Source organism: Legionella stuttgartensis, from assembly GCF_977063405.2.
In genome coordinates this window covers 172275-192233 of the sequence record NZ_CDRUHA020000110.1, presented here as the reverse complement: position 1 = coordinate 192233, position 19959 = coordinate 172275, and the positions used below count along the sequence as shown (strand labels likewise).

Sequence of the window (19959 nt, the reverse complement as noted above, 5' to 3'; positions counted from 1 at the left end):
ACCAGTAATTTTTGTAAAAGCAGTGGTTGTGAGACTTATTCCATGTATGTTCCTATAAGGGGGTAAAATGAGTTTAAAGGCTAAGAGTGTTACCTTTACTGTAGTTGTTTTGCTGGCTCTTGCAGGATTGTTTTCAGGAATTTTTGTAGGCCAGCATGTGCATTTTAAGAAAAAAATCGATGTGTCTACATTTCATGGTACTTATCTTGAAAACCCAAGACAAGTTAATCAGTTCAATTTAACAGGAATTGATGAAAAGCCGTTTGGCAACAAGAGTTTAAAAGGAAAATGGACTTTAATGTTTTTTGGTTTTACAAACTGCGGTTATGTTTGTCCCACTACTATGGCAGAATTATCTAAAATGTATCGGATTCTTGAAGAGAAGGGGGTAAAGAATTTGCCTCATGTTGTGATGATCTCAATTGATCCGGAGCGTGATAATCAAGAGAAATTAGGACATTACGTCACATCCTTCCATCCCAATTTTTATGGGGCACGAGGAGATGAAGAATCCATTAAGTTAATGACCCGAGAAATGGGCATTGCTTATGCAAAAGTAATTGAAAAGGGAAATAATGATGCAACAAATTATGATATTCAGCATAGTGGTGCTTTAATGCTGTTCAATCCTCAGGGAGAACTCAATGCATTTTTTACCACGCCACATCACGCCGATTTATTAGCGAAGGATTATTTGTTGTTGGTTTCTTAAGGGACAATTTTTATAAAATATATTTTTGTTGCTCCAAGGTGATTTTTACATTTTTGGACTAGGCTTTATTTATACGAGCGAGTTGTAAGAAGGCTCGAAATTTCTAGAATAATAAAAAAATTGAGGAAAGCGTTTTTCATGAAAATTGCAATATTGGCCACAAATCCACATTTGTACTCTCACAAGCGTCTGAAAGAAGAGGGAGAAGCTGCTGGTCATGAGATTAGAATTATTAATCCTTTATATTGTTATATGAATGTCGCTGCTTCCTGCCCTAAAGTTCATTATAGAGGGGGGTCACCTTTGCCTCATTTTGATGCGGTCATTCCAAGAATTGGTGCATCGAATACCTATTATGGCACTGCAGTTTTGCGCCATATGGAAACTATGGGGATGTATGCTTTAAATGAGTCTTTAGCCATTGCGCGTTCTCGGGACAAATTCCGCTCATTACAGTTATTAGCTCGCAAAGGTATCCCCATGCCCTTAACGAGCTTTGCTCAATCACCTGATGATACTGAGGACCTGGTTCGTATGGTTGGTGGTGCTCCATTAGTTATTAAATTATTGGAAGGAACACAAGGGAAGGGGGTTATTCTCGCAGATAGCCATCAATCAGCGGTGAGTATTATTAACGCTTTTAAAGAAATGCATGCCAATATTTTGGTGCAAGAGTTTATTGAAGAATCTCGTGGGGTCGATATCCGTTGTTTTGTTGTTGGGGAAAAAGTAATTGCTGCTGTGAAACGACAAGCGAAAGATGGAGAGTTTCGTGCCAATGTTCATCAAGGTGGAAAAGCGATTAAAGTAAAGTTATCCCCACAAGAACGTGCCATTGCCGTCAGTGCTGCTAAAACAATGGGATTAAAAGTTGCGGGTGTCGATTTAATTCGCTCGAACCATGGGCCTTTAGTTTTGGAAATTAATTCCTCTCCTGGTCTTGAAGGCGTGGAAAAAGCCACTGGCGTCAATATTGCCGGAAAAATTTTTGAGTACATTGAGAAGCATGCAAAACCGATCAGTGCGAATGATCGGTTTCATGGTTAATGTGTGCTATAGCTCACAGCAATAGAGCACCGAGTGAGTTAGCGTTTAGCGATACGAAACCTCGGGATCCTCTCCCTCTTGTTCCAGCTCTCCATTTAGAGTTTCGTTATATTTTCTTTTAAAAAAGGAAGTATTTTGGTGATCTTCATAGAACGATGTGGCATTTTCAAATTCAGCTTTTGTCTTATCAAGCATATTTGTAAACTCATCTACAACCCTCATTGTTTTTGGTGTGAGAATTTGCTTTCCGCTCGGATCACCTCTTAATAAAAGAAGCTGAGTTTCAATCTGATTCTCCATGTTCGTAATGTCATTATAATTTTCCAGATTTTTAAGAGAAAAGTTAGAGAAACTTTCTAAAAAATCTTGCCTTATTTTTAGGTACCTCAGTCGTTCATCATCTATTGGCACTTTACGTAATACCCTATCAATTTTTTTATGGCATGCATCAACCCGTTCTTGAATTTTAACTTGGGCTATAGCAAAGGCCATTTGTGGAGATGTTGTAATTTGCGTTTTAGAATTTAAGTTGCAATATTCCACTAAATCAGGTTTTTCAGGTAACTCCTTCCATTGCTTATACAGACTCTCAGGGAACAGGCGAACTCCTGCATCGTTTTGTTCTGCGTTGATCCAGTTTCCTGATTGCAAAGGATCTGGTTTTAAAAGAATGAGATCATTGGTTATGATCATATTCAATTTATCTTTACTCTTTCTTTTAAACCAGGCTTCAGCGCATTTTGAGCCGAATTCGCCGAGGGAGAATGCATTTTTATTGTATGCTTTAGATTCTGATAAGTCGGTTCTATTCAAATCCAGTTCTTGTGGTTCAAAGTTTTTTGTTTTCCAAGCTCTTCTCGAACCCATAAAGGCAACAACTTTTTGAAAATTGCTCTGTTCATGACCTTCCACTCGCGTAAAAATATGTTTTGTATCATCTAGATCTTCAATTTGCTTCAGTAATTTTTTTCCCGAATTAGAGACAACCCATGAGGTAAATGTTTCTGGAATAACAACACCTAATCCAGGAGTTAAAAAAGCTGCTTCACGAACTCTATTTTTTATGCCATCCATAAGTTTATTGGATTGGCTATATAAATCTTTAATACCGGTATATCCCTGATTATTGGCTAATTCAATAACGAGTTTTCTCATTTGCGACATTTCACGAACAATCCCGCCATCTGCAGCAATGACATCATTTCCACTCATATTATAAACATCAGCAGCTAAAAATTGATTCGCTTTTTCCATTGCTGCTTTAGCTGCATAGGATTTTCCTGAGGCGGAAGGACCTGCAACGATTACTACAGGACGTTCTTTCCATTTCGGCCCCTCAATATGTGATGTGGATTTGATGACGACCGCATCCCTGAATTCTTTACTATTCATTTCCTCTTCCAAGGCGAGTTTGAATAAACGAACACCTTGTTTACCAAAAAAATTGTTCCATTTCTGTGGTGGCTTGTTCAGGTTGAGTATTACGCTGTTCTATATTGCCCTTATATTCAGGAAAATTATGCTTTTGAATGTATTCTAAAAATTTTTTTCTAAAAAATTGAGGATCTGAAGAATCATAAGGGTCGAGATCTTCTTCAAAATCTTTTATATAGGATTGAGTTAACGCAATGCGAGTTTGTTCATATTCCTCTATACCTTGATACAGCTCTTGTTCTCCATTATAGCTGATACAAAACTTCCCTTTATTCTCATAGTCTCCAATTTGTTGCGTTAATGAAAGTATCGTTGATGCATCTATTGGTGCTCGCATAATACAAATACCCCATAAATTTATAAGCATGACGCTTTAATTATAGACAATTTATGTTTATGCGCGCATAAAACTTAAATAAATCTGTTAATGGGATTGATCACTCTTACCGACCAACCAATCAGCACTTACCTCGAATTCTTGCGCTAATGCATTGAGTAATTTTTCATCTGGATTTGTGGCGCCGCTTAGCAATGCCTCCGCTTTGAACTTGGGAATCTTAACCAACTTCGATAATACCTCAATACGTTCTGCACTTGATTCGGGTGCACCAATATTATCAAGTTCTTTATTTAGTCTTTCAGAAAATCTCTTATTAAGCATCGGTTTCTCCTAATAATGATTTAGGTTAGGTTGAAATACATGTAATTACTCCTCTAGTCATCGACCTTACAGCTAAGCTAAAAGAGCAGCTATCTTATTTATTTCATATAGCATAAAAATAAGGTTTTGCAATGATTGTCCTAAAACATTCAGCACTTTAGGCTTTTTCCTTCCTATTGAAACTCATTTTCTCAGGATAAACTTGATTTGGGTTGATCTGCACAATCTTTCAATTTAGTATTGACCCTCAAAAGAGGCTTGTTTGGGATAAACATGATCGAAGAAGTTGCTGTAAAATATCCTTGTGATTTAATTATATTCGGTGCTTTAGGGGATTTGTCGTGTCGTAAGTTATTTCCTGCACTGTATCAACTCGAACGCGCCAATTTGCTTCATGCCCATACTCGAATTATTGGCTGCGCGCGAGATCCCCTTACACTAACGGACTATGCGGGGGTAATAAAATCTAAAGTTCAATCTTTTATCAGTGAAGGGCTGGATGAGCAGGTTTGGTCCCGTCTCATTCATAAGATGACCTATTGTCAGGTTGATCTAACACAACCCGAAGATTATTCAAGAATATTAGATTATGTAAGTCCTGATGAGCGAATTACAATCTCTTATTTTGCAATTTCCCCTTCACTTTATGCTCAAACATGCCAAGGTCTATCAAGTATTGGTTTAACCAAGCAACCGTCACGAGTAGTCCTTGAAAAGCCAATTGGCCATGATTTACCTTCATCTATAGCCATTAATAATGAGGTAGCGCATTTTTTTGCTGAAGATCAAATTTATCGAATAGATCATTACTTAGGTAAAGAAACGGTATTGAATCTTCTAGTATTGCGTTTTGCCAACGCGATTTTTTCTTCAAATTGGGATCATCAGGCTATTGATAAAGTTGAAATTAGCGTAGCAGAAGAAGTAGGCGTTGAAGGGCGATGGTCTTACTATGATAAATCGGGTCAAGTAAGGGATATGTTGCAAAATCATCTATTACAGATCCTTTCTCTTGTGGCAATGGAACCGCCAATGAGTCTCTCTGCTGAATGCATTCGTAGTGAAAAATTAAAGGTATTAAAGTCATTACGCCCTGTTTCTCATATCCATGCCAATGAACATACGGTGCGAGCGCAATATGTGGGAAATGTAATTAAAGGCCAACAGATCCCTGGGTATTTGAATGAAGAGGGTGCCCATAAAAACTCAACTACTGAAACTTTTGTTGCGATCAAAGCATTTATAGATAACTGGCGCTGGTCTGGTGTTCCTTTTTATTTATTAACCGGTAAAAGACTATCAAAAAAACAAAGTGAAGTAGTGATTTACTTTAAACCCCAACCGTACAATGTTTTTAAACAATTAAAACAAGAACTTTCTCCTAATCAGCTCATCATTCGTTTACAACCAGATGAAGGGGTTGAGCTACGAATGATGAATAAAATCCCTGGTCTTAGTGAAAGTATGCAATTACGAGATAGCAAGCTGGATTTAAATTTTAACCATCTCTTTAATTCACAAAGAATTGCCGATGCATATGAACGCTTATTGTTGGAGGTGATGTTAGGTCATCAATATCTGTTTGTAAGTCGTGAAGAAGTAGAGCAAGCTTGGAAATGGATTGATGAAATTGAGAAAGCGTGGGAACGACAAGAGACCCCACTCTATACTTACCCTGCAGGTACTTGGGGGCCTTTAGAAGTAATTCGTTTATACAATGGCAAAGCGCATGTATGGGGTGAGCAAAATGCAGTTACGTAGTTTTAGTGAAGCCTCTATCTTAACAGAGGACTTAGTAGATCAGTTAAAACGAATTCTTAGCCATGCAGTGGAGCAACGCGGTCACGCTTATTTAGTGGTCTCGGGTGGAAAAACTCCGATTGATTTATTTAAAGCCCTGGCCAAAACCGATCTGCCGTGGGATAAAATTACAATAACCTTGACTGATGAGCGTTGTGTGTCGGCTCAAGACTCGGATCGAAATGAACGTTTAGTACGACAATTTTTACTGCAACATTATGCAGCAAAAGCTCATTTTTTGAGTTTATACAACGAAGGTCATTCTCTAGAACAAACAGAACACGAGATTGCGTCTCTACCTACTTTTGATGCGGTGGTTTTAGGGATGGGGACGGATGGGCATGTTGCATCTTTGTTTCCTTGCTCAGATGAACTGGGTATGGGGTTGGATGAGAATGCTGCAGCAGTACTTCGAGTTAGCCCAAAGACAGCCCCTCATCAACGAATAAGCTTATCGAAAAAAAGATTGTTAAAGAGTCGCGTTATCTTTTTGCATTTATTAGGTCAGAACAAATTGACTGTATTGCATCAAGCAATGGCAGAGCATAACTCTATGGTGATGCCAGTGAGTGCTTTTTTAAATAACTTTGATGCAAACGTTCAGGTGCTGTATGCACCTTAAGGAAAAAGAATGCACCCGGTTGTAGCTCAAGTTACGGATCGCATCCGTGAACGGAGTATCCGTAGTAGAGATGTTTATCTGAAGCATATACAACAATTACGTATTAAAGGCCCTCAGAGAAGTGTGCTCCACTGTGGTAATTTAGCGCATGGCTTTGCTGCCTGTGCGAAACAGGATAAAGCAAACCTGAGAGGGATGACTAAAGCAAATATAGCTATTGTTTCTGCTTATAATGATATGCTTTCAGCGCATCAACCTTATCTGAATTATCCTTCGTTAATTAAAAAAGCGATTTCTGCTGCGGGTGGTGTCGCACAATTTGCTACAGGCGTTCCGGCAATGTGTGATGGAATTACCCAAGGCCAGAGTGGCATGGAATTAAGTTTATTAAGCCGTGATGTAATTGCCATGTCAACAGCTATAGGTTTGTCGCACAATATGTTTGATGGCGGCCTTATGCTCGGTATTTGCGATAAAATTGTTCCTGGATTGTTGATGGCGGCTTTGAGCTTTGGTCATTTACCGTTCATTTTTGTACCAGCAGGACCTATGCCATCGGGTATCTCAAATCAAGAGAAAGCGCGTATTCGTCAATTGTATGCTGAAGGAAAAGTAGATAAAAATGCATTGCTCGAGGCAGAAGCTGCTTCATATCATTCTGCAGGCACCTGTACTTTTTATGGCACTGCCAATTCCAATCAACTTATTATTGAAACGATGGGGTTGCAACTTCCTGGTTCATCATTTATCAATCCTGGCACGCCTTTACGTGAGGCACTAACCTGGGCTGCGGCACAACAAATTCTTTCTTTAACGGATTTAAATAATCATTATATGCCCATAGGGCAATTGATGGATGTAAAAAATATTGTCAATGGTATTGTGGCATTATTGGCATCTGGTGGTTCAACGAATCATACCATGCATCTGATTGCTATAGCTGCTATGGCAGGCTATTCGATTAATTGGGATGATTTTGCTCAATTATCTGCCGTTACTCCCTTGGTTGCCAAGATTTACCCAAATGGATATGCAGACATCAATCATTTTCAAAGGGCTGGTGGTATGGCCTATTTTATCCATACTTTACTGGATGAACAATTGCTGCATGAGGATGTGCATACAGTGATGGGTTATGGTTTGCAACGATATACTCAACAACCCTTATTAGATAATGAGCAATTGCTATGGGTTTCTGGTCCTCCTTGTTCAAATGATGAGAGTGTATTAACGTCAGCTAAAACTCCATTCAAAATTCAGGGTGGTCTGCAAGTATTAAGCGGAAATATAGGCCGAGCAGTAATTAAAACTTCAGGACTTGCTGCTGGGAAAAGCAAAATCGAAGCGCCTGCAGTGGTGTGCTCCAGTCAGGATGAGTTTGAACAGATGTTTCAAGAAGGCGTTTTAGATAAAGATTGCGTGGTGGTGCTGCGTTTTCAGGGACCTAAAGCCTGTGGAATGCCCGAATTACATCAATTAACTCCTAAACTCGGTGTGCTCATGGATAAAGGGTTTCAAGTTGCTTTAGTCACTGATGGCCGGATGTCCGGAGCTTCAGGTAAAGTTCCTGCTGCGATTCATGTCACACCAGAGGCAATAGATAATGAAGTACTTTCTCGCATTGAAACTGGCGATATGATTTTAATTGATGCTGAACAAGGCATACTGCAATTATTAGTTACAGATTATGAGTTAGGATTAAGAACTAAAGCGATTTTAACTGAAGTGGGGTCTTACTTAGGTATGGGCAGAGAACTATTCAGCAGCTTAAGATCGCAATTTACAGGAGCTGAGCAAGGAGCATGTAGTTTGTTTCAGGGAAAAGAGTCGTGTTATGAATCATGATTTAAAATCTTATGCGATCGTTGCAGATATTGGTGGAACTTTTGCTCGGTTCAGCCGTGTTAATTTAGAAAATCTGGTTATGGATAAAATTGAAATTTATTCATGTGCTGCTTATCCCAGTTTTGAATCCGTATTTTTAGCCTATAAGTCACAACATGGCTTGGACGAAATAAGGCAAGCCGCTCTCGCTATTGCTTGTCCCGTTCTTGATGATGTGATTTGTATGACCAATACACATTGGCGTTTTTCTATCAGTGAATTAAAGCAAAAATTAGGGTTGACAGAGCTTAAGGTTTTAAATGATTTTAATGCGATAGCAATGAGTTTACCTGTCTTATCGAACCAGCAAATGCTTCAGATAGGAAGGGGGATTGCAGATCAAAATGGAACTAGAGCGATATTGGGGGCCGGAACAGGACTAGGCGTTGCGTTTCTTGTGCCAACTCAGGATGGATACTCTGCTCATGCTGGAGAGGGAGGACACATTAGTTGGGGTGCAAAAACGGAGCAAGAGTGGTTTATTTATCGTTATCTCCGACGAAAATATGAACATGTATCCTATGAGCGCTTGTTATCAGGCCAGGGTTTGGAAAATTTATATCACGCACTAGCTACTTTGCATCAAAAAGAGACAGGTCCTCTTACAGCATCGGAAATTATTGCTTTGGCTTTAGCACAACAATGTCCTGTTGCTGAGGCGACAGTAGCACAATTTTTCGCAATTTTAGGTTCTTATGCTGGAGACCTCGCATTAATTTTTGCTGCCTTTGGCGGTGTTTATATCGCAGGTGGCATTGTGCCTCGATTAATTTCATTGTTGCATGACAGTGATTTTAGAACTCGCTTTGAAGAAAAAGGGCGTTTTAGCGATTTTAATGCGAAAATCCCGACCTATGTGATTACAGCCGAGCAGCCCGGGATATTAGGGGCTGCAGTTTATTTAAAACAATCGTAGCCTAGATAAAAATGAGAATAATCAGATATATCCTAATGACACTAAGTTAAGATACTCCCCTAAAGCCTACGTTCCGCGCCTTGTTCGCGGAAACCAAGGAATGTAGGCTTCGTGACTGGATCCCGCGAACAAGGCGAGGGACGTAGGCGGGGAGGTAATAGGAAAATACTCTTAACTTAGAACCATAAAGATATATCCTATTTCTAATCCATGATTACATTTTGTCCATCTAGACTACTGTCGACTATAAGGAGAGGTTCATGTCGTTTCCAAATTGGATGGTGCGGCCGGAAGTTGTATTTTGTACATCACCTGTTATCCCAGTTGTTGTAATTAAAGAAATAGAGCATGCTCTGCCTTTAGCTACAGCGTTATTTGCAGGTGGTATCCATATAATCGAGGTTGCACTTAGAACGCCAATTGCCTTAGATGCCGTTAAGTTACTTCTGGATACCTTCCCTGAGGCGTTAATTGGGGTGGGAACAGTAACTACCCCAGAACAATTAGAGCAGGTTGCAGACATCGGTGCCAAATTTGCATTAAGCCCTGGAAAAACACAAGCCCTCCTTACTGCTGGATGTACTTCCAGCATCCCATTAATACCTGGTGTATCCAGTGTATCTGAACTAATGGAAGGATTAATTTTGGGTTATACCCATTTTAAATTTTTTCCTGCAACTGCTGCGGGGGGGGCTAATATGCTACGGGCGATGCATGGTCCTTTTCCCCAAGCAAAATTTTGTCCAACAGGGGGGATTAATGAGGGGAATTTTTCAGATTATCTGGCATTGCCCAATGTTTCCTGTGTTGGCGGCTCATGGATTGTTCCCGACGAAGCAATTAAAAAAGGCGATTGGGCATTAATTACTGATTTATCTCTTTCGGCGCGTCAGAGCGTACGAGGATGGGAGTAGATAAAGAGTAGCCTGATGATTTAGGGATAAGGTTGTTCATACCCAAATTTTGGATTATCGATCAAGGAGTTAAATATGCCATGGATTGTTGCAATTATCGGTTCGGTCGCTGGTTTTTTGTTTGGCTATGATGAGGGAATTATTGCGGGTTCTATAGAATTGGTCAAAAATCATTTTGACTTAAGTGCTACCCATGTTGGGGTAATGGCTTCAGCATTGCCATTTGGAGCTTTGTTCGGATCTATGTTGATTGGTGCGATTACCGCATCAAGAGGCGTGAAACGTTTTGGTCGTCGCACCTTACTGTCTTTTTCAGGCGTGTTGTTTTTTTTAGGTGCATTAGGGGCTGGATTTGCGGATTCAATTACTATACTCATTATTTCACGATTAGTTCTTGGCCTTGCTATTGGTATGGCTTCAGTAATGGCTCCCTTGTATTTAGCAGAAACAGCAACTTATGAGACAAGAGGTGCAGTAGTTGCTATTTACCAATTGGCAATGACTGTAGGAATTGTCTGTTCTTACTCAGTCAACTACCTATTTCTGGAGAACAGTGATTGGCGTGCCATGTTTGCTTCAAGTGCGCTCCCAGCCCTGATTTTATGCATCGGAATTTTACTTATGCCAGAGTCTCCTAGATGGTTGTGCAGTGTAGGACGTCGTGATGCAGCATCCAAGGCTTTAAAAAAACTACGTAGAAGTCATTCAGTCGATCATGAGTTGATGGATATCGAAATGACCTTGGCTAATGAACCCAAAAAGGGAAGCTGGCTGTTGCTGTTTAAAAGTCCCTTATTACCGGTTTTGATGTTAGGTACAATGCTATTTTGTTTACAACAATTGAGTGGAATTAATGTAGTTATCTATTTTGCACCCGAAATTTTTAAAAATTTAGGAATGAATAGTACTACCGGACAAATATTGGCAACCATTGGCATTGGTATAGTTAATTTACTGGTGACCATTATTGCGATGCTTAGCGTTGATAAAATAGGCCGTCGTAAACTCCTGTTGTTTGGTTTCTCCGGCATGTGTTTCAGTTTGTTGTCCTTATGCATGTTTTCAGGATATCAAGTCACTTGGCTACCATATTTATCAGTTGCTTGTCTCATTCTTTATATTTTCTCTTTTGCAGTGAGTTTGGGGCCAATACCACATATTGCAATGGCAGAAATATTTCCCCTTCATGTGCGTGGAGCGGGAATGGGTTTCTCTGCTATGAGCAACTGGACTTTCAATACAATCGTTATTTTTAGTTTCCCTCTATTAGAAAAAATGTTGGGTATTGAATATACTTTTGCAGTGTATGCAGTGGTTTGTCTTTTAGGCCTTATATATACCTATTTTTATATGCCTGAGACAAAAGGCATCAGTTTGGAGCAAATTGAGAATTACATTGTATCAGGTAAGCCACTGCGTTTATTAGGACGAGAAGAGGTACTTCCGATAGAAGAGGTTGATAAAAAAGAACCGTCTTATTTGACATCTACTTAAAATAGAGTAGAAAAAAACTAGCCAATGTTTTCAAAAATCATTGGCTAGTGAAGAATTTCATCGAAGATTATTTTAATTTATTGGTTAATTTATCTCTTAACTCAATCGCACGTAAAACAGCTACATAACTCCAAGTTAGCGATGACGCTCCTTGTTGGACTCCGGTATTTAAATTAATTTGCTCACTTAGTTTCATGTCTTTGCCATATTTTTTTATAAGTTTCAAATAATTATCACCAACTTGGATGTGTTTCACTATGGTTGATTTATTTATTTTGTTTAAAGGTAAATGATCAGCCAGCGTATAGTAATATTCAGCCATAGTCGCAGTTAAAATAAACCAGGGATTACCTATGCTATTGGTTTGATATCCATCGTAGGTATCTCCGGGATAACGACCAAATAAAATTTCTCCTGAATGATTTTTATTAATGGGAAACATTGAATTAAATTGTTCATACAAAGCTTCTACTGTATTTTGGACGTAGATGCTATCTGGAGCTAAAGCACCATCTTTTTGAAGATTAAATAAAATGCCCAGGATTATAGAGGAATCAAGCTCTAAGGTTTTTTGAGGACCTGGATGGGGAAAAAGCGTTGCTTGAATTGTTTTATGCACTGGATCCAAATGCTGTGTTAGACGTATGTCTATCAGTTTGGCTTGTTGTTCATAATAAACTGCCGCTTCATTATCGTTGAGTCTACGAGCAAGGGCTGCGCCTTCATAGAGTGCTTTTTGTTGAGCCATGGCAGTAAAGAAATGATATCCATACGCTTCTTCCCAAAGATCATAATTTTTATCAGACCAGTGATGGGCAGTGTACTCCAAATCCATTTTGATAACGCCCATTGAATTTGGATCCAAATTGTTATTATAAAGATTGGCCTGTACATATTCTGTTTCATCATCATCTAATAATTGTTGGGCAAAACGAATTAGAACAGAGGCTCTTAGGGCTGGCCCATCATTTTGTGGTCTGCCCCAAGAACCATCAAAAGGATAACCATTAATATAAAATTTGGGTTCTCCCAATATATCTTGTCCGGGTAATGGATCATATTGATGCTGAAGCTTTTGGCTCCAAGAAATATAATTAAATAAGCGTTCTTTATATCCAAACGCATGGGTGGATTCATACCAGGTTTCAATTAATGTCATGGCAATCGCCGAGTCGCGAATCCAATCATAATAGTAATCTGGATTTTGCTTGGAAGGAGCTGCTACTATTGCTCCATTAGATTGAATATTGGCAAAAAAATGTTGTCTTAGTTTTTGAACGTCCTCTGAACTAAATACAGAACTTATTGCTTGAGAAACAAAAAATATCATTAAAAAACAGATCCTTTTCAACATAATCTCCTATTAAAGTTGAACGATTTCATAGTACCTTAAAATAACTGTGCAGAGTATAGGGTTTATTTAAGAAGATAGGGGAGCTAGGTGTAGCCGAAGTCCAGGGTTAACTCGATTATTTATCCAACTATCAAAGAAGATTAAATTAATTTGTACAACTTAATAGGATGATCCCGATGTTTAAGCATAACATCGCCTACCAATTCAGCCTTAATATTAGAAACTTTGTTGTAGGCCTCTTCAGAGATAAGTAGGTTTGTATTGTACGTTTTATTGGACTGTTCAATATGAGCCGCTGAATTCACCACATCACCCATAACCGTATATTCAAGACGACTTTTTGCACCAATAGTACCTGTTATCGCATTGCCATAATGTACTCCTATTCCTAATTTAAAATCAGGAATATTACCCTTTTTTATTTCCTCTTCAGTACGTTTAATAATCTGTAAAGCCGCATTCACTGCATGTTCTACATCATTTCCACTGGAGATGGGGGCGCCAAATATTGCCATAAAACCATCACCTAAAAATTTATTTATAATTCCCTTATTTTCATGAATGATTTCAACCATATATTTAAATAGTTTATTAAGATGCTGAACAACGATAGATGGGTCAGCATCTTCGGCAAAACGCGTAAAATTTCTTATGTCCAAAAACATAATACAAACAGGTATATATTCACTTGCATTCGAATTTTTTGATAATAATTTGGATACAACTTCAGGAGAAACGTGCATACCAAAAATATGTTCGATTTTATTACGTTCTTGTTGGGCTTCAAAAGCGGTATTAAATTGTTTTTTCATTTGAGACGTCACAAATCCTGTAACTATACCTCCAATTAACAATAATGCTCCCCGAGCAGCATAGGAAAACCATCCTGTTAAATAGTAAACGATGCCTGAAATATCGGTATAATGCAAAAAATAATAGGATAGGCCCAAATATTGAAGTGCTGCGATTAATCCTGCAAAAAAACACAGCCATACATTTAATGTCAGTGAAGTCAGAAAAATAAAAATGAAATAAATTAAAACGGGAGGCATTACCAGAACATAAGCTGATCTTTGAAAGTTGGCAATGATTATAAGAGCCAATGTTGGAATACTCATTTCGATAAAAGCGAAAAAATACCGTAGAAGAGTGGGAATATTTTTCTTATAGCGCATATATTGACAAATAATTTGATGCATCAATAGAAAATATATCCCTATGGCCGCTAAATAACCTGGAAAGATTATGACCGATGTTTTACCGTAATATTGATAAAATTGTTGAGGTGCGTAAGAAATAAATAGGATCCACATCAGAGATAAACCAAAAAAAAAGAAGGCTAAGATTGTCGTTCTTAACCGTTCCGTTTTTAATATCTCCAACTCCAAAGGCGTCTGAGTCATTTGCATAAGTCCATACTCTCTTTTTTTAATTTTAGACTAAATATTGAACAAGAATGTTATTGAGAGTGTCCAAATGTTCTAGGGGCAGGGTTTAATTTTCTTATTGTTTCGCAGGTTTTTTTATAATTTGTGAAATCATAAAGTAGACGGCAGGAAGCACAAATAAAGTAAATAATGTACCAATGCATAAGCCTCCAATAAGTACTGTACCTATTGCATGCCTGGCTTCAGCTCCAGCATCATGTGAAAGTACCAACGGTATGGCACCAAAAACCATTGCACCTGTAGTCATGAGAATAGGGCGCAGCCTTAATGAGCACGATTTTTTTATCGCATCGGCTAATGAAAATCCTTCCTTTTGCAATTGATTCGCAAATTCTACAATCAAAATACCATGTTTACTGATTAGTCCAATTAAGGTGACTAAACCGACTTGGGTAAAAATATTTAGGGATTGACCAAATAAGTAAGCGAACAGTAAGGCGCCAAAACAAGCTAAGGGCACGGTGAATAGAATGATGAGTGGATAAACAAAGTTCTCAAATTGCGCTGCGAGAATGGCATAAATAAAGAGTATCGCTAAAGCAAATAACAAAACCATGGTGTGCGACGATTCATTATATGCTTTAGCAGCACCACTCCAACTTAATTTGTACTGGTTGGGAAGATTTTCTTTCGCTAGCGCCAAGAGCGCATTCATTCCTTTTTTAAAGGATTGTTTTTCAGGCAATTGGGCATATAAGGTTGTAGAACGCATTTGGTTGACATGTTCTAATGCAGTGGGTTGTGCTCGTCGTTTCATTTGAGCGACTGAACCCAGGGAAATGCGTTTTCCAGAGGGAGCTGTAAGATAAAGTTCATCTAGAGTCCAGGGTTTGGATGATCCTTTCAAGGTTAGATTGTAAGATACCCCATCTTTTTGAAATGATAATGACTTATCACTACTGAAAAAAACCTCTATGGTTTTAGCCAATTGTGCGGGGGTCAATCCTAATTGAGCTAAGGCGTTTTTATCTATATTTACGGAGTATCCCATCGAATCAAGGCGTAAATCATAGCGCGTAGAGGCAAATTTTTTGCTTTGATCCAGTGTTTTTTTCAAATGTTCTGTTGCCTCAAATAATTGTCGAAAATTTTCGGTGGTGGAAATAACCAGTTCTAATTCTGAGTTATTGCGTGCATCATCCACTCCAGGTAATCCTGAGTCCCAGCTCCAGACCGAAGCATCGACTGACGGTAGTCGCTCTGCTTTAGGCTTTAATGAATTAACAATTTGTTCTGCAGAACGAGTTCTTTGTTGATGAGGTTTTAAAGGCATAACAATGCTACTGCCCCAATTTCCTAAAAATGTTAATGTATTTTTCGCTTCCGGCACGGTACCTACGGACTTCTGCATGAGTTTTGTATTGGCTTCTAGAGTATCTAAGCTATCACCAGATAGAGGTGGAGTATAAATTCCTATCAAACCGCGATCTTCTTTGGGGGCTGTTTCGCCAGGCATTATTTTGTAAAGGAGCAGACTTAGACTCAATGAGAGAAATAGGATGAAAAGCGTTGTTTTTTTTCTATAGATAAGGATATCCAGTAATTTATAGTAATACTGAGCAAGGCGACTTAGTGATCTATCAATCACTGGCCATAAGTGTTTCGTATTTTTATGCAGGAATGTAGCACACATCAAAGGCGAAAGAGTCAAGGCTACCATTCCTGAGATGAATACACTTCCTGCAAGGGCGACGGCAAATTCAATGAATAATTGACCGATCATGCCATCAATCAAAGCAATAGGTGCATAAACACTAGTTAATGTTAATGTCATAGCGACGATGGCAAAGCCTATTTGTTTTGAACCTTTAAGTGCGGCATCCATGGGCGATAAATTTTCTTCGATGTGACGCCATATATTCTCAAGAACAATAATGGCGTCATCTACAACTAAACCAACAGCCAGTACCATCGCAAGAAGCGTCATTTGATTGATACTAAAGCCTGCAATTTTCAAAAATAATAAAGAGCCTAAAAGGGAAATTGGAATTGCAATTAAAGGAATAATGGTAGCGCGTATATTTCGCAAAAAGATGAAAATGATGACTAAGACTAAGAAAATGGATTCAAGAATCGACGATTGAATGTTTTTGAGGGATGCTTTAATAAATTCGGATTGATCAATTATGATTTTAGTCTTGATATCATCAGGTAAGCTTTTTTTCAAGATATTGAGTTCTTTACGGACGCTTTGTGAAACCTCTATAGGATTTGCATCATTAGCGCGATTAATGGCGAGTACTAATCCTGAATGACCGTTGACCTTAACTCGAAATTGGCTATTGTCGGTGGTTAATTGAATTTTTGCTAATGACTTAAGAAAAATTGGATGATGATTTTGAGTTTTGATTACTAGATTTTCATAGTCTTCTGGGGTTTTTAATTCAAAATCAAGTGTAGTAGGAATCTTATCTTGATAACTACCTGCAGGTAGTGATAAATGGTTATTAGCAATTGCATTGGCAATTTCATCAACATTAATTCCAAATGTATATAATTTTTTTTGATCTAATTGAACAGTATAAGTGAAGGGTTGCCCCCATACATCGACGGAAGCAACCCCTTTCAAGCTACGAAGAGTATTTTTTAGATTCAAATTGGCATAATGAGTAAGCTCTCCAAAATTTAAAGAAGAGGACTCCAGGGCAATGCCTATAAAAGGTAAGCCATCAGCTTGGCGCTGACGCTCGATAACGGGTGCCTTCGCTGTTGATGGAAGTTGAGCTAACCGTGCTGCCTCATGTGCAGCATTCAGAGCTTTGTCCATGGAGGTTCCTGGACGAAATCTTAAGGTAATATATGAGTTTCCTGGGTTAGAACGTGAAGTCATCAGTTCCAATCCTTCTACCCCAGCAAGCTGGTCCTCAAGTACATTAGTCACAACTGATTCGACTAATTCAGGGCTGGCATTGGGATAATTGGTATTAATCGTAATGACTGGAAAACTGATATTGGGATATTCTCTTAAAGGTAACGAGTTAAAACACAGTATTCCCAAGAGCAGAACCATGCAATTAAGAATAATTGCAATCACAGGATGTTTTAAAAAATAGCTTGTAAATTTCATAAGCGGATGGCTAACCTTTATAAATTAAGACTTCCAGTCCTGGATATAATCGCTCAGGGCTCTTACTTACTATTTGATCTCCAGATTTTAATCCTGAAATAATTTCTACATTATCTTGCTCTTGTATCCCTGTTTTGACTGCTATAAGTTCTATCTTTTTATCAACGACCTTATAAACATGAGTTTTCCCTTGTTTGAGAAATAAAGCTTGAGTAGGAATAACTAAAGTCCCTGTTTTTTTATTCACTACGAGTTGGCTGGATACACTAGCTCCTACTAAGCAATGAGTGCATTGAATATCGACATCTGCTGGGCACATATGGGTTTCATCATCGATCATTTTTTGTACATGATTTAAATGATAAAGTTTGCCTAATATATAAATTGGCTGGTTTTCTTCGATCGAATGATTATTCGTACAGGGAATATCAATTTCAACGGTTAATGAATCCGGATCGTAGATGGTAACTACCGCCGCGCCTTCAGTTACTTGTGCCCCTTCTTTAATTTTAAATGCACCAATAACGCCATCAAATGGAGCATAAAAACGCATATTTTTTAATTCAATTTTGGTTTTGGCTTTTTCTTTTTGTGAGTCTATCCAGATTCTTTTTTTCTCTTCCACTTCACGTGCACTAACAAACCCTGTTTTTTGCAAATTTTTAAGGCGTTGATATTGAGTGTTTTCCAATCGTTCTGTTTCTTTAGAGAGTTGATAGCTTCTTTCAATGTCCGGATTTGTTATTTTAGCAATTAAGTCACCCTTTTGGACTACTTGTCCTGAACTCATGAGGGTGTCAAGCATTCCAGATCCTTTGGCAATAAGAACCGTAGCATGTTTAGGGCGTATGGTGCCTATAAGCTTTATCTTTTTTTCAATTGTTGAAGGCGTTATAGTAACTGTCTCTACTATCTTAGGCGATGAGGCTGGAGACTTTGCCGCATGATAATAGAATGTATAGTACACTCCTAAACCGATAAGCAGAATGCTCGATAATCCAATAATCTTGAATTTAGAAACGAGGGTACTCAATACTTTGGCAATGATTAACTGGGGCTTCACGAGATGCTCCTAGGTTGAGAATCAGATTGCAAATGCGCCATGGTAATTATGGCTTTTATCCATAAAGGGTCGGCATTCATACAAGGCACGATAATTAATTCGTTACCACCAAGTGTTATCCATTGTTGTTTGAGACGGATTCCTATTTCTTCAAGTGTTTCCAAACAGTCGGCAACAAAAGAAGGGCAAACTATAATCAGTTTTTTAATGCCTCGATCAATCAATTCAGAGAGAATCTGATCCGTATAGGGTTTTACCCAGGGTGTTTTACCCAGTCTTGATTGGAACGCTGTACTGAAGCTATTGGGAGATAAGCCCAGTTCTTGTGCCAATAAGCGACTGCTTTCATAACATTGAGCTCTATAACAACCCTGAGTATTATCTATTAAAGAAGGGCAGGCTTCAGTGCAAATTGTCTTACAGGTGCTTTTAGTAATTTGGCGTTCAGGAATCCCATGATAGCTAAAAAGAACATGGGAATGCTCTTCTAGATACGCTTTAATGATTTGAGCTTGTGCTTTTAGGTACGCTGGATGTTGAAAAAAATCACGGATGATTGTGATTGATGGAATGAGATCCCAGCAGCGCATAATTCGCATGGCTTCAGCAATGGATGAGCCACTAGCCGCTGATGAATATTGTGGGTATAAAGGCAGAATAGTAATGGACTCACAATGTTTTAACTGATTTAAAGCGGTTGCAATAGATGGTTCTCCATAACGCATGCCAAGAGCAATAATGTGTTCTGAACCCACTTCTTTTTGTAATTGGTTTATTAAGTTTTGGCTATGAAAGAGTAGAGGCGAACCTTGCTCAGTCCATATGGATTGATAAGCATGGGCAGAACGTTTTGAACGGAAAGGTAAAATAAATGCATAAACCAGGACATAGCGGAGCAAACCAGGAAGATCGATAACGCGCTCATCAGTAAGAAATTCGCGTAAATAGCTCCTGACAGATGATGTATCTGCACTCTTTGGCGTGCCAAGATTTATGAGTAATAAACCATGCTTCATCAACTAATTGTTAACCTTAAATAGAATAAGGTCATCATACATGAAGACAGTTTTTAATTCAGTACTTGTATCAAATTAACTCGTGCTCTTAGCTAATGGACGCAGCACCAGCAAGATACTGCGTTAACTTAATTAAGCCATTACAGTATCAGCACTTTCATTAAGCACAATTACATTAGCTGCATGCAGACCTTTATCACCCTGTTCTACATCGTAATTGACTGTTTGTCCGGGAACTAATGTTTTGTACCCTGTACCATGAATTGACGAGAAATGAACAAAAATATCATCGCCACCATTTTCTGGAATAATAAACCCCCAACCTTTGGCATTATTAAACCATTTAACTTCACCTTTAGCCATATTTCCTCCTTTTCTAGAGTCCCATTGCTTAGACCCTATTGTTTCTCAATCGCTCTGACGTTTGAGGTCAGTTAAGCAATTGCATTTATCCATAAATGACAAGTGAACCTATTTTTTTATAGGTTGTTTTAACATAACGTAAAATAGACGTACTACTCAATAGT

The 19959-nt window shown here is 38.4% G+C and carries 17 protein-coding genes; 8 read left to right on the top strand and 9 right to left on the bottom strand.

Annotated elements, in window-relative coordinates:
- Positions 1–67: 67 nt before the first annotated feature.
- Together ACWTEW_RS36955 and rimK are read left to right on the top strand one after the other, a co-directional pair.
- Complete coding sequence (locus ACWTEW_RS36955; RefSeq protein ID WP_454782975.1) at positions 68–712, top strand: SCO family protein; 645 nt, start codon at positions 68–70, stop codon at positions 710–712.
- 138 nt (positions 713–850) lie between these two features.
- Positions 851–1759, top strand: a complete 909-nt coding sequence (gene rimK / locus ACWTEW_RS36950; RefSeq protein WP_454782974.1) for a 30S ribosomal protein S6--L-glutamate ligase — start codon at positions 851–853, stop codon at positions 1757–1759.
- A gap of 45 nt (positions 1760–1804) precedes the next feature.
- On the opposite strand, the gene ACWTEW_RS36945 is transcribed toward rimK, so the two are convergent.
- The 3 genes from ACWTEW_RS36945 to ACWTEW_RS36935 form a co-directional block, all read right to left on the bottom strand.
- Positions 1805–3151 (bottom strand): hypothetical protein, encoded by a 1347-nt coding sequence (locus ACWTEW_RS36945; protein WP_454782973.1) that lies wholly within the window; start codon positions 3149–3151, stop codon positions 1805–1807.
- A gap of 40 nt (positions 3152–3191) precedes the next feature.
- Positions 3192–3530: a hypothetical protein gene (locus ACWTEW_RS36940; RefSeq protein WP_454782972.1), complete on the bottom strand. Its 339-nt coding sequence runs from the start codon at positions 3528–3530 to the stop codon at positions 3192–3194.
- A gap of 87 nt (positions 3531–3617) precedes the next feature.
- Complete coding sequence (locus ACWTEW_RS36935) at positions 3618–3854, bottom strand: hypothetical protein (RefSeq protein ID WP_454782971.1); 237 nt, start codon at positions 3852–3854, stop codon at positions 3618–3620.
- Between the two features lie 273 nt (positions 3855–4127).
- Here ACWTEW_RS36935 and zwf point away from each other — a divergent pair, with 273 nt between their 5' ends.
- From zwf to ACWTEW_RS36905, 6 genes are all read left to right on the top strand, one after another.
- On the top strand, positions 4128–5615 hold the full coding sequence (gene zwf, locus ACWTEW_RS36930) for a glucose-6-phosphate dehydrogenase (RefSeq protein ID WP_454782970.1): 1488 nt from the start codon (positions 4128–4130) through the stop codon (positions 5613–5615).
- On the top strand, positions 5602–6276 hold the full coding sequence (gene pgl / locus ACWTEW_RS36925) for a 6-phosphogluconolactonase (protein WP_454782969.1): 675 nt from the start codon (positions 5602–5604) through the stop codon (positions 6274–6276). Before zwf ends, pgl begins: the two co-directional genes overlap by 14 nt.
- 9 nt (positions 6277–6285) lie before the next feature.
- Complete coding sequence (edd, locus tag ACWTEW_RS36920) at positions 6286–8121, top strand: phosphogluconate dehydratase (protein WP_454782968.1); 1836 nt, start codon at positions 6286–6288, stop codon at positions 8119–8121.
- Entirely contained in the window at positions 8111–9076 is a 966-nt protein-coding gene (locus tag ACWTEW_RS36915) for a glucokinase (RefSeq protein ID WP_454782967.1), read from the top strand. Before edd ends, ACWTEW_RS36915 begins: the two co-directional genes overlap by 11 nt.
- A 260-nt stretch (positions 9077–9336) precedes the next feature.
- Complete coding sequence (locus tag ACWTEW_RS36910) at positions 9337–9990, top strand: bifunctional 4-hydroxy-2-oxoglutarate aldolase/2-dehydro-3-deoxy-phosphogluconate aldolase (RefSeq protein WP_454782966.1); 654 nt, start codon at positions 9337–9339, stop codon at positions 9988–9990.
- Positions 9991–10065: 75 nt separating this feature from the next.
- Positions 10066–11484 (top strand): sugar porter family MFS transporter, encoded by a 1419-nt coding sequence (locus ACWTEW_RS36905; RefSeq protein ID WP_454782965.1) that lies wholly within the window; start codon positions 10066–10068, stop codon positions 11482–11484.
- Between the two features lie 67 nt (positions 11485–11551).
- Here ACWTEW_RS36905 and ACWTEW_RS36900 read toward each other — a convergent pair whose 3' ends face one another.
- The 6 genes from ACWTEW_RS36900 to ACWTEW_RS36875 all read right to left on the bottom strand — a co-directional run bounded on the left by ACWTEW_RS36900 (position 11552) and on the right by ACWTEW_RS36875 (position 19795).
- Positions 11552–12814 carry a glycoside hydrolase family 15 protein gene (locus tag ACWTEW_RS36900; protein WP_454782964.1) on the bottom strand — a complete coding sequence of 421 codons (1263 nt, stop codon included), beginning with the start codon at positions 12812–12814 and terminating at the stop codon, positions 11552–11554.
- Positions 12815–12978: 164 nt separating this feature from the next.
- Positions 12979–14241, bottom strand: coding sequence for an adenylate/guanylate cyclase domain-containing protein (locus tag ACWTEW_RS36895; RefSeq protein WP_454782963.1), 1263 nt, complete (start codon positions 14239–14241; stop codon positions 12979–12981).
- A 100-nt stretch (positions 14242–14341) separates the two neighbouring features.
- Positions 14342–17353, bottom strand: a complete 3012-nt coding sequence (locus ACWTEW_RS36890) for an efflux RND transporter permease subunit (RefSeq protein ID WP_454782962.1) — start codon at positions 17351–17353, stop codon at positions 14342–14344.
- Between the two features lie 10 nt (positions 17354–17363).
- The gene (locus ACWTEW_RS36885) at positions 17364–18416 is read right to left on the bottom strand and encodes an efflux RND transporter periplasmic adaptor subunit (RefSeq protein ID WP_454782961.1); all 1053 of its coding nucleotides are present in this window, start codon (positions 18414–18416) and stop codon (positions 17364–17366) included.
- Positions 18413–19432, bottom strand: a complete 1020-nt coding sequence (gene hemH / locus ACWTEW_RS36880) for a ferrochelatase (RefSeq protein ID WP_454782960.1) — start codon at positions 19430–19432, stop codon at positions 18413–18415. The genes ACWTEW_RS36885 and hemH overlap by 4 nt, the downstream gene beginning before the upstream one ends.
- Before the next feature lie 132 nt (positions 19433–19564).
- Positions 19565–19795, bottom strand: a complete 231-nt coding sequence (locus ACWTEW_RS36875; RefSeq protein ID WP_454782959.1) for a cold-shock protein — start codon at positions 19793–19795, stop codon at positions 19565–19567.
- Between the last annotated feature and the right edge of the window lie 164 nt (positions 19796–19959).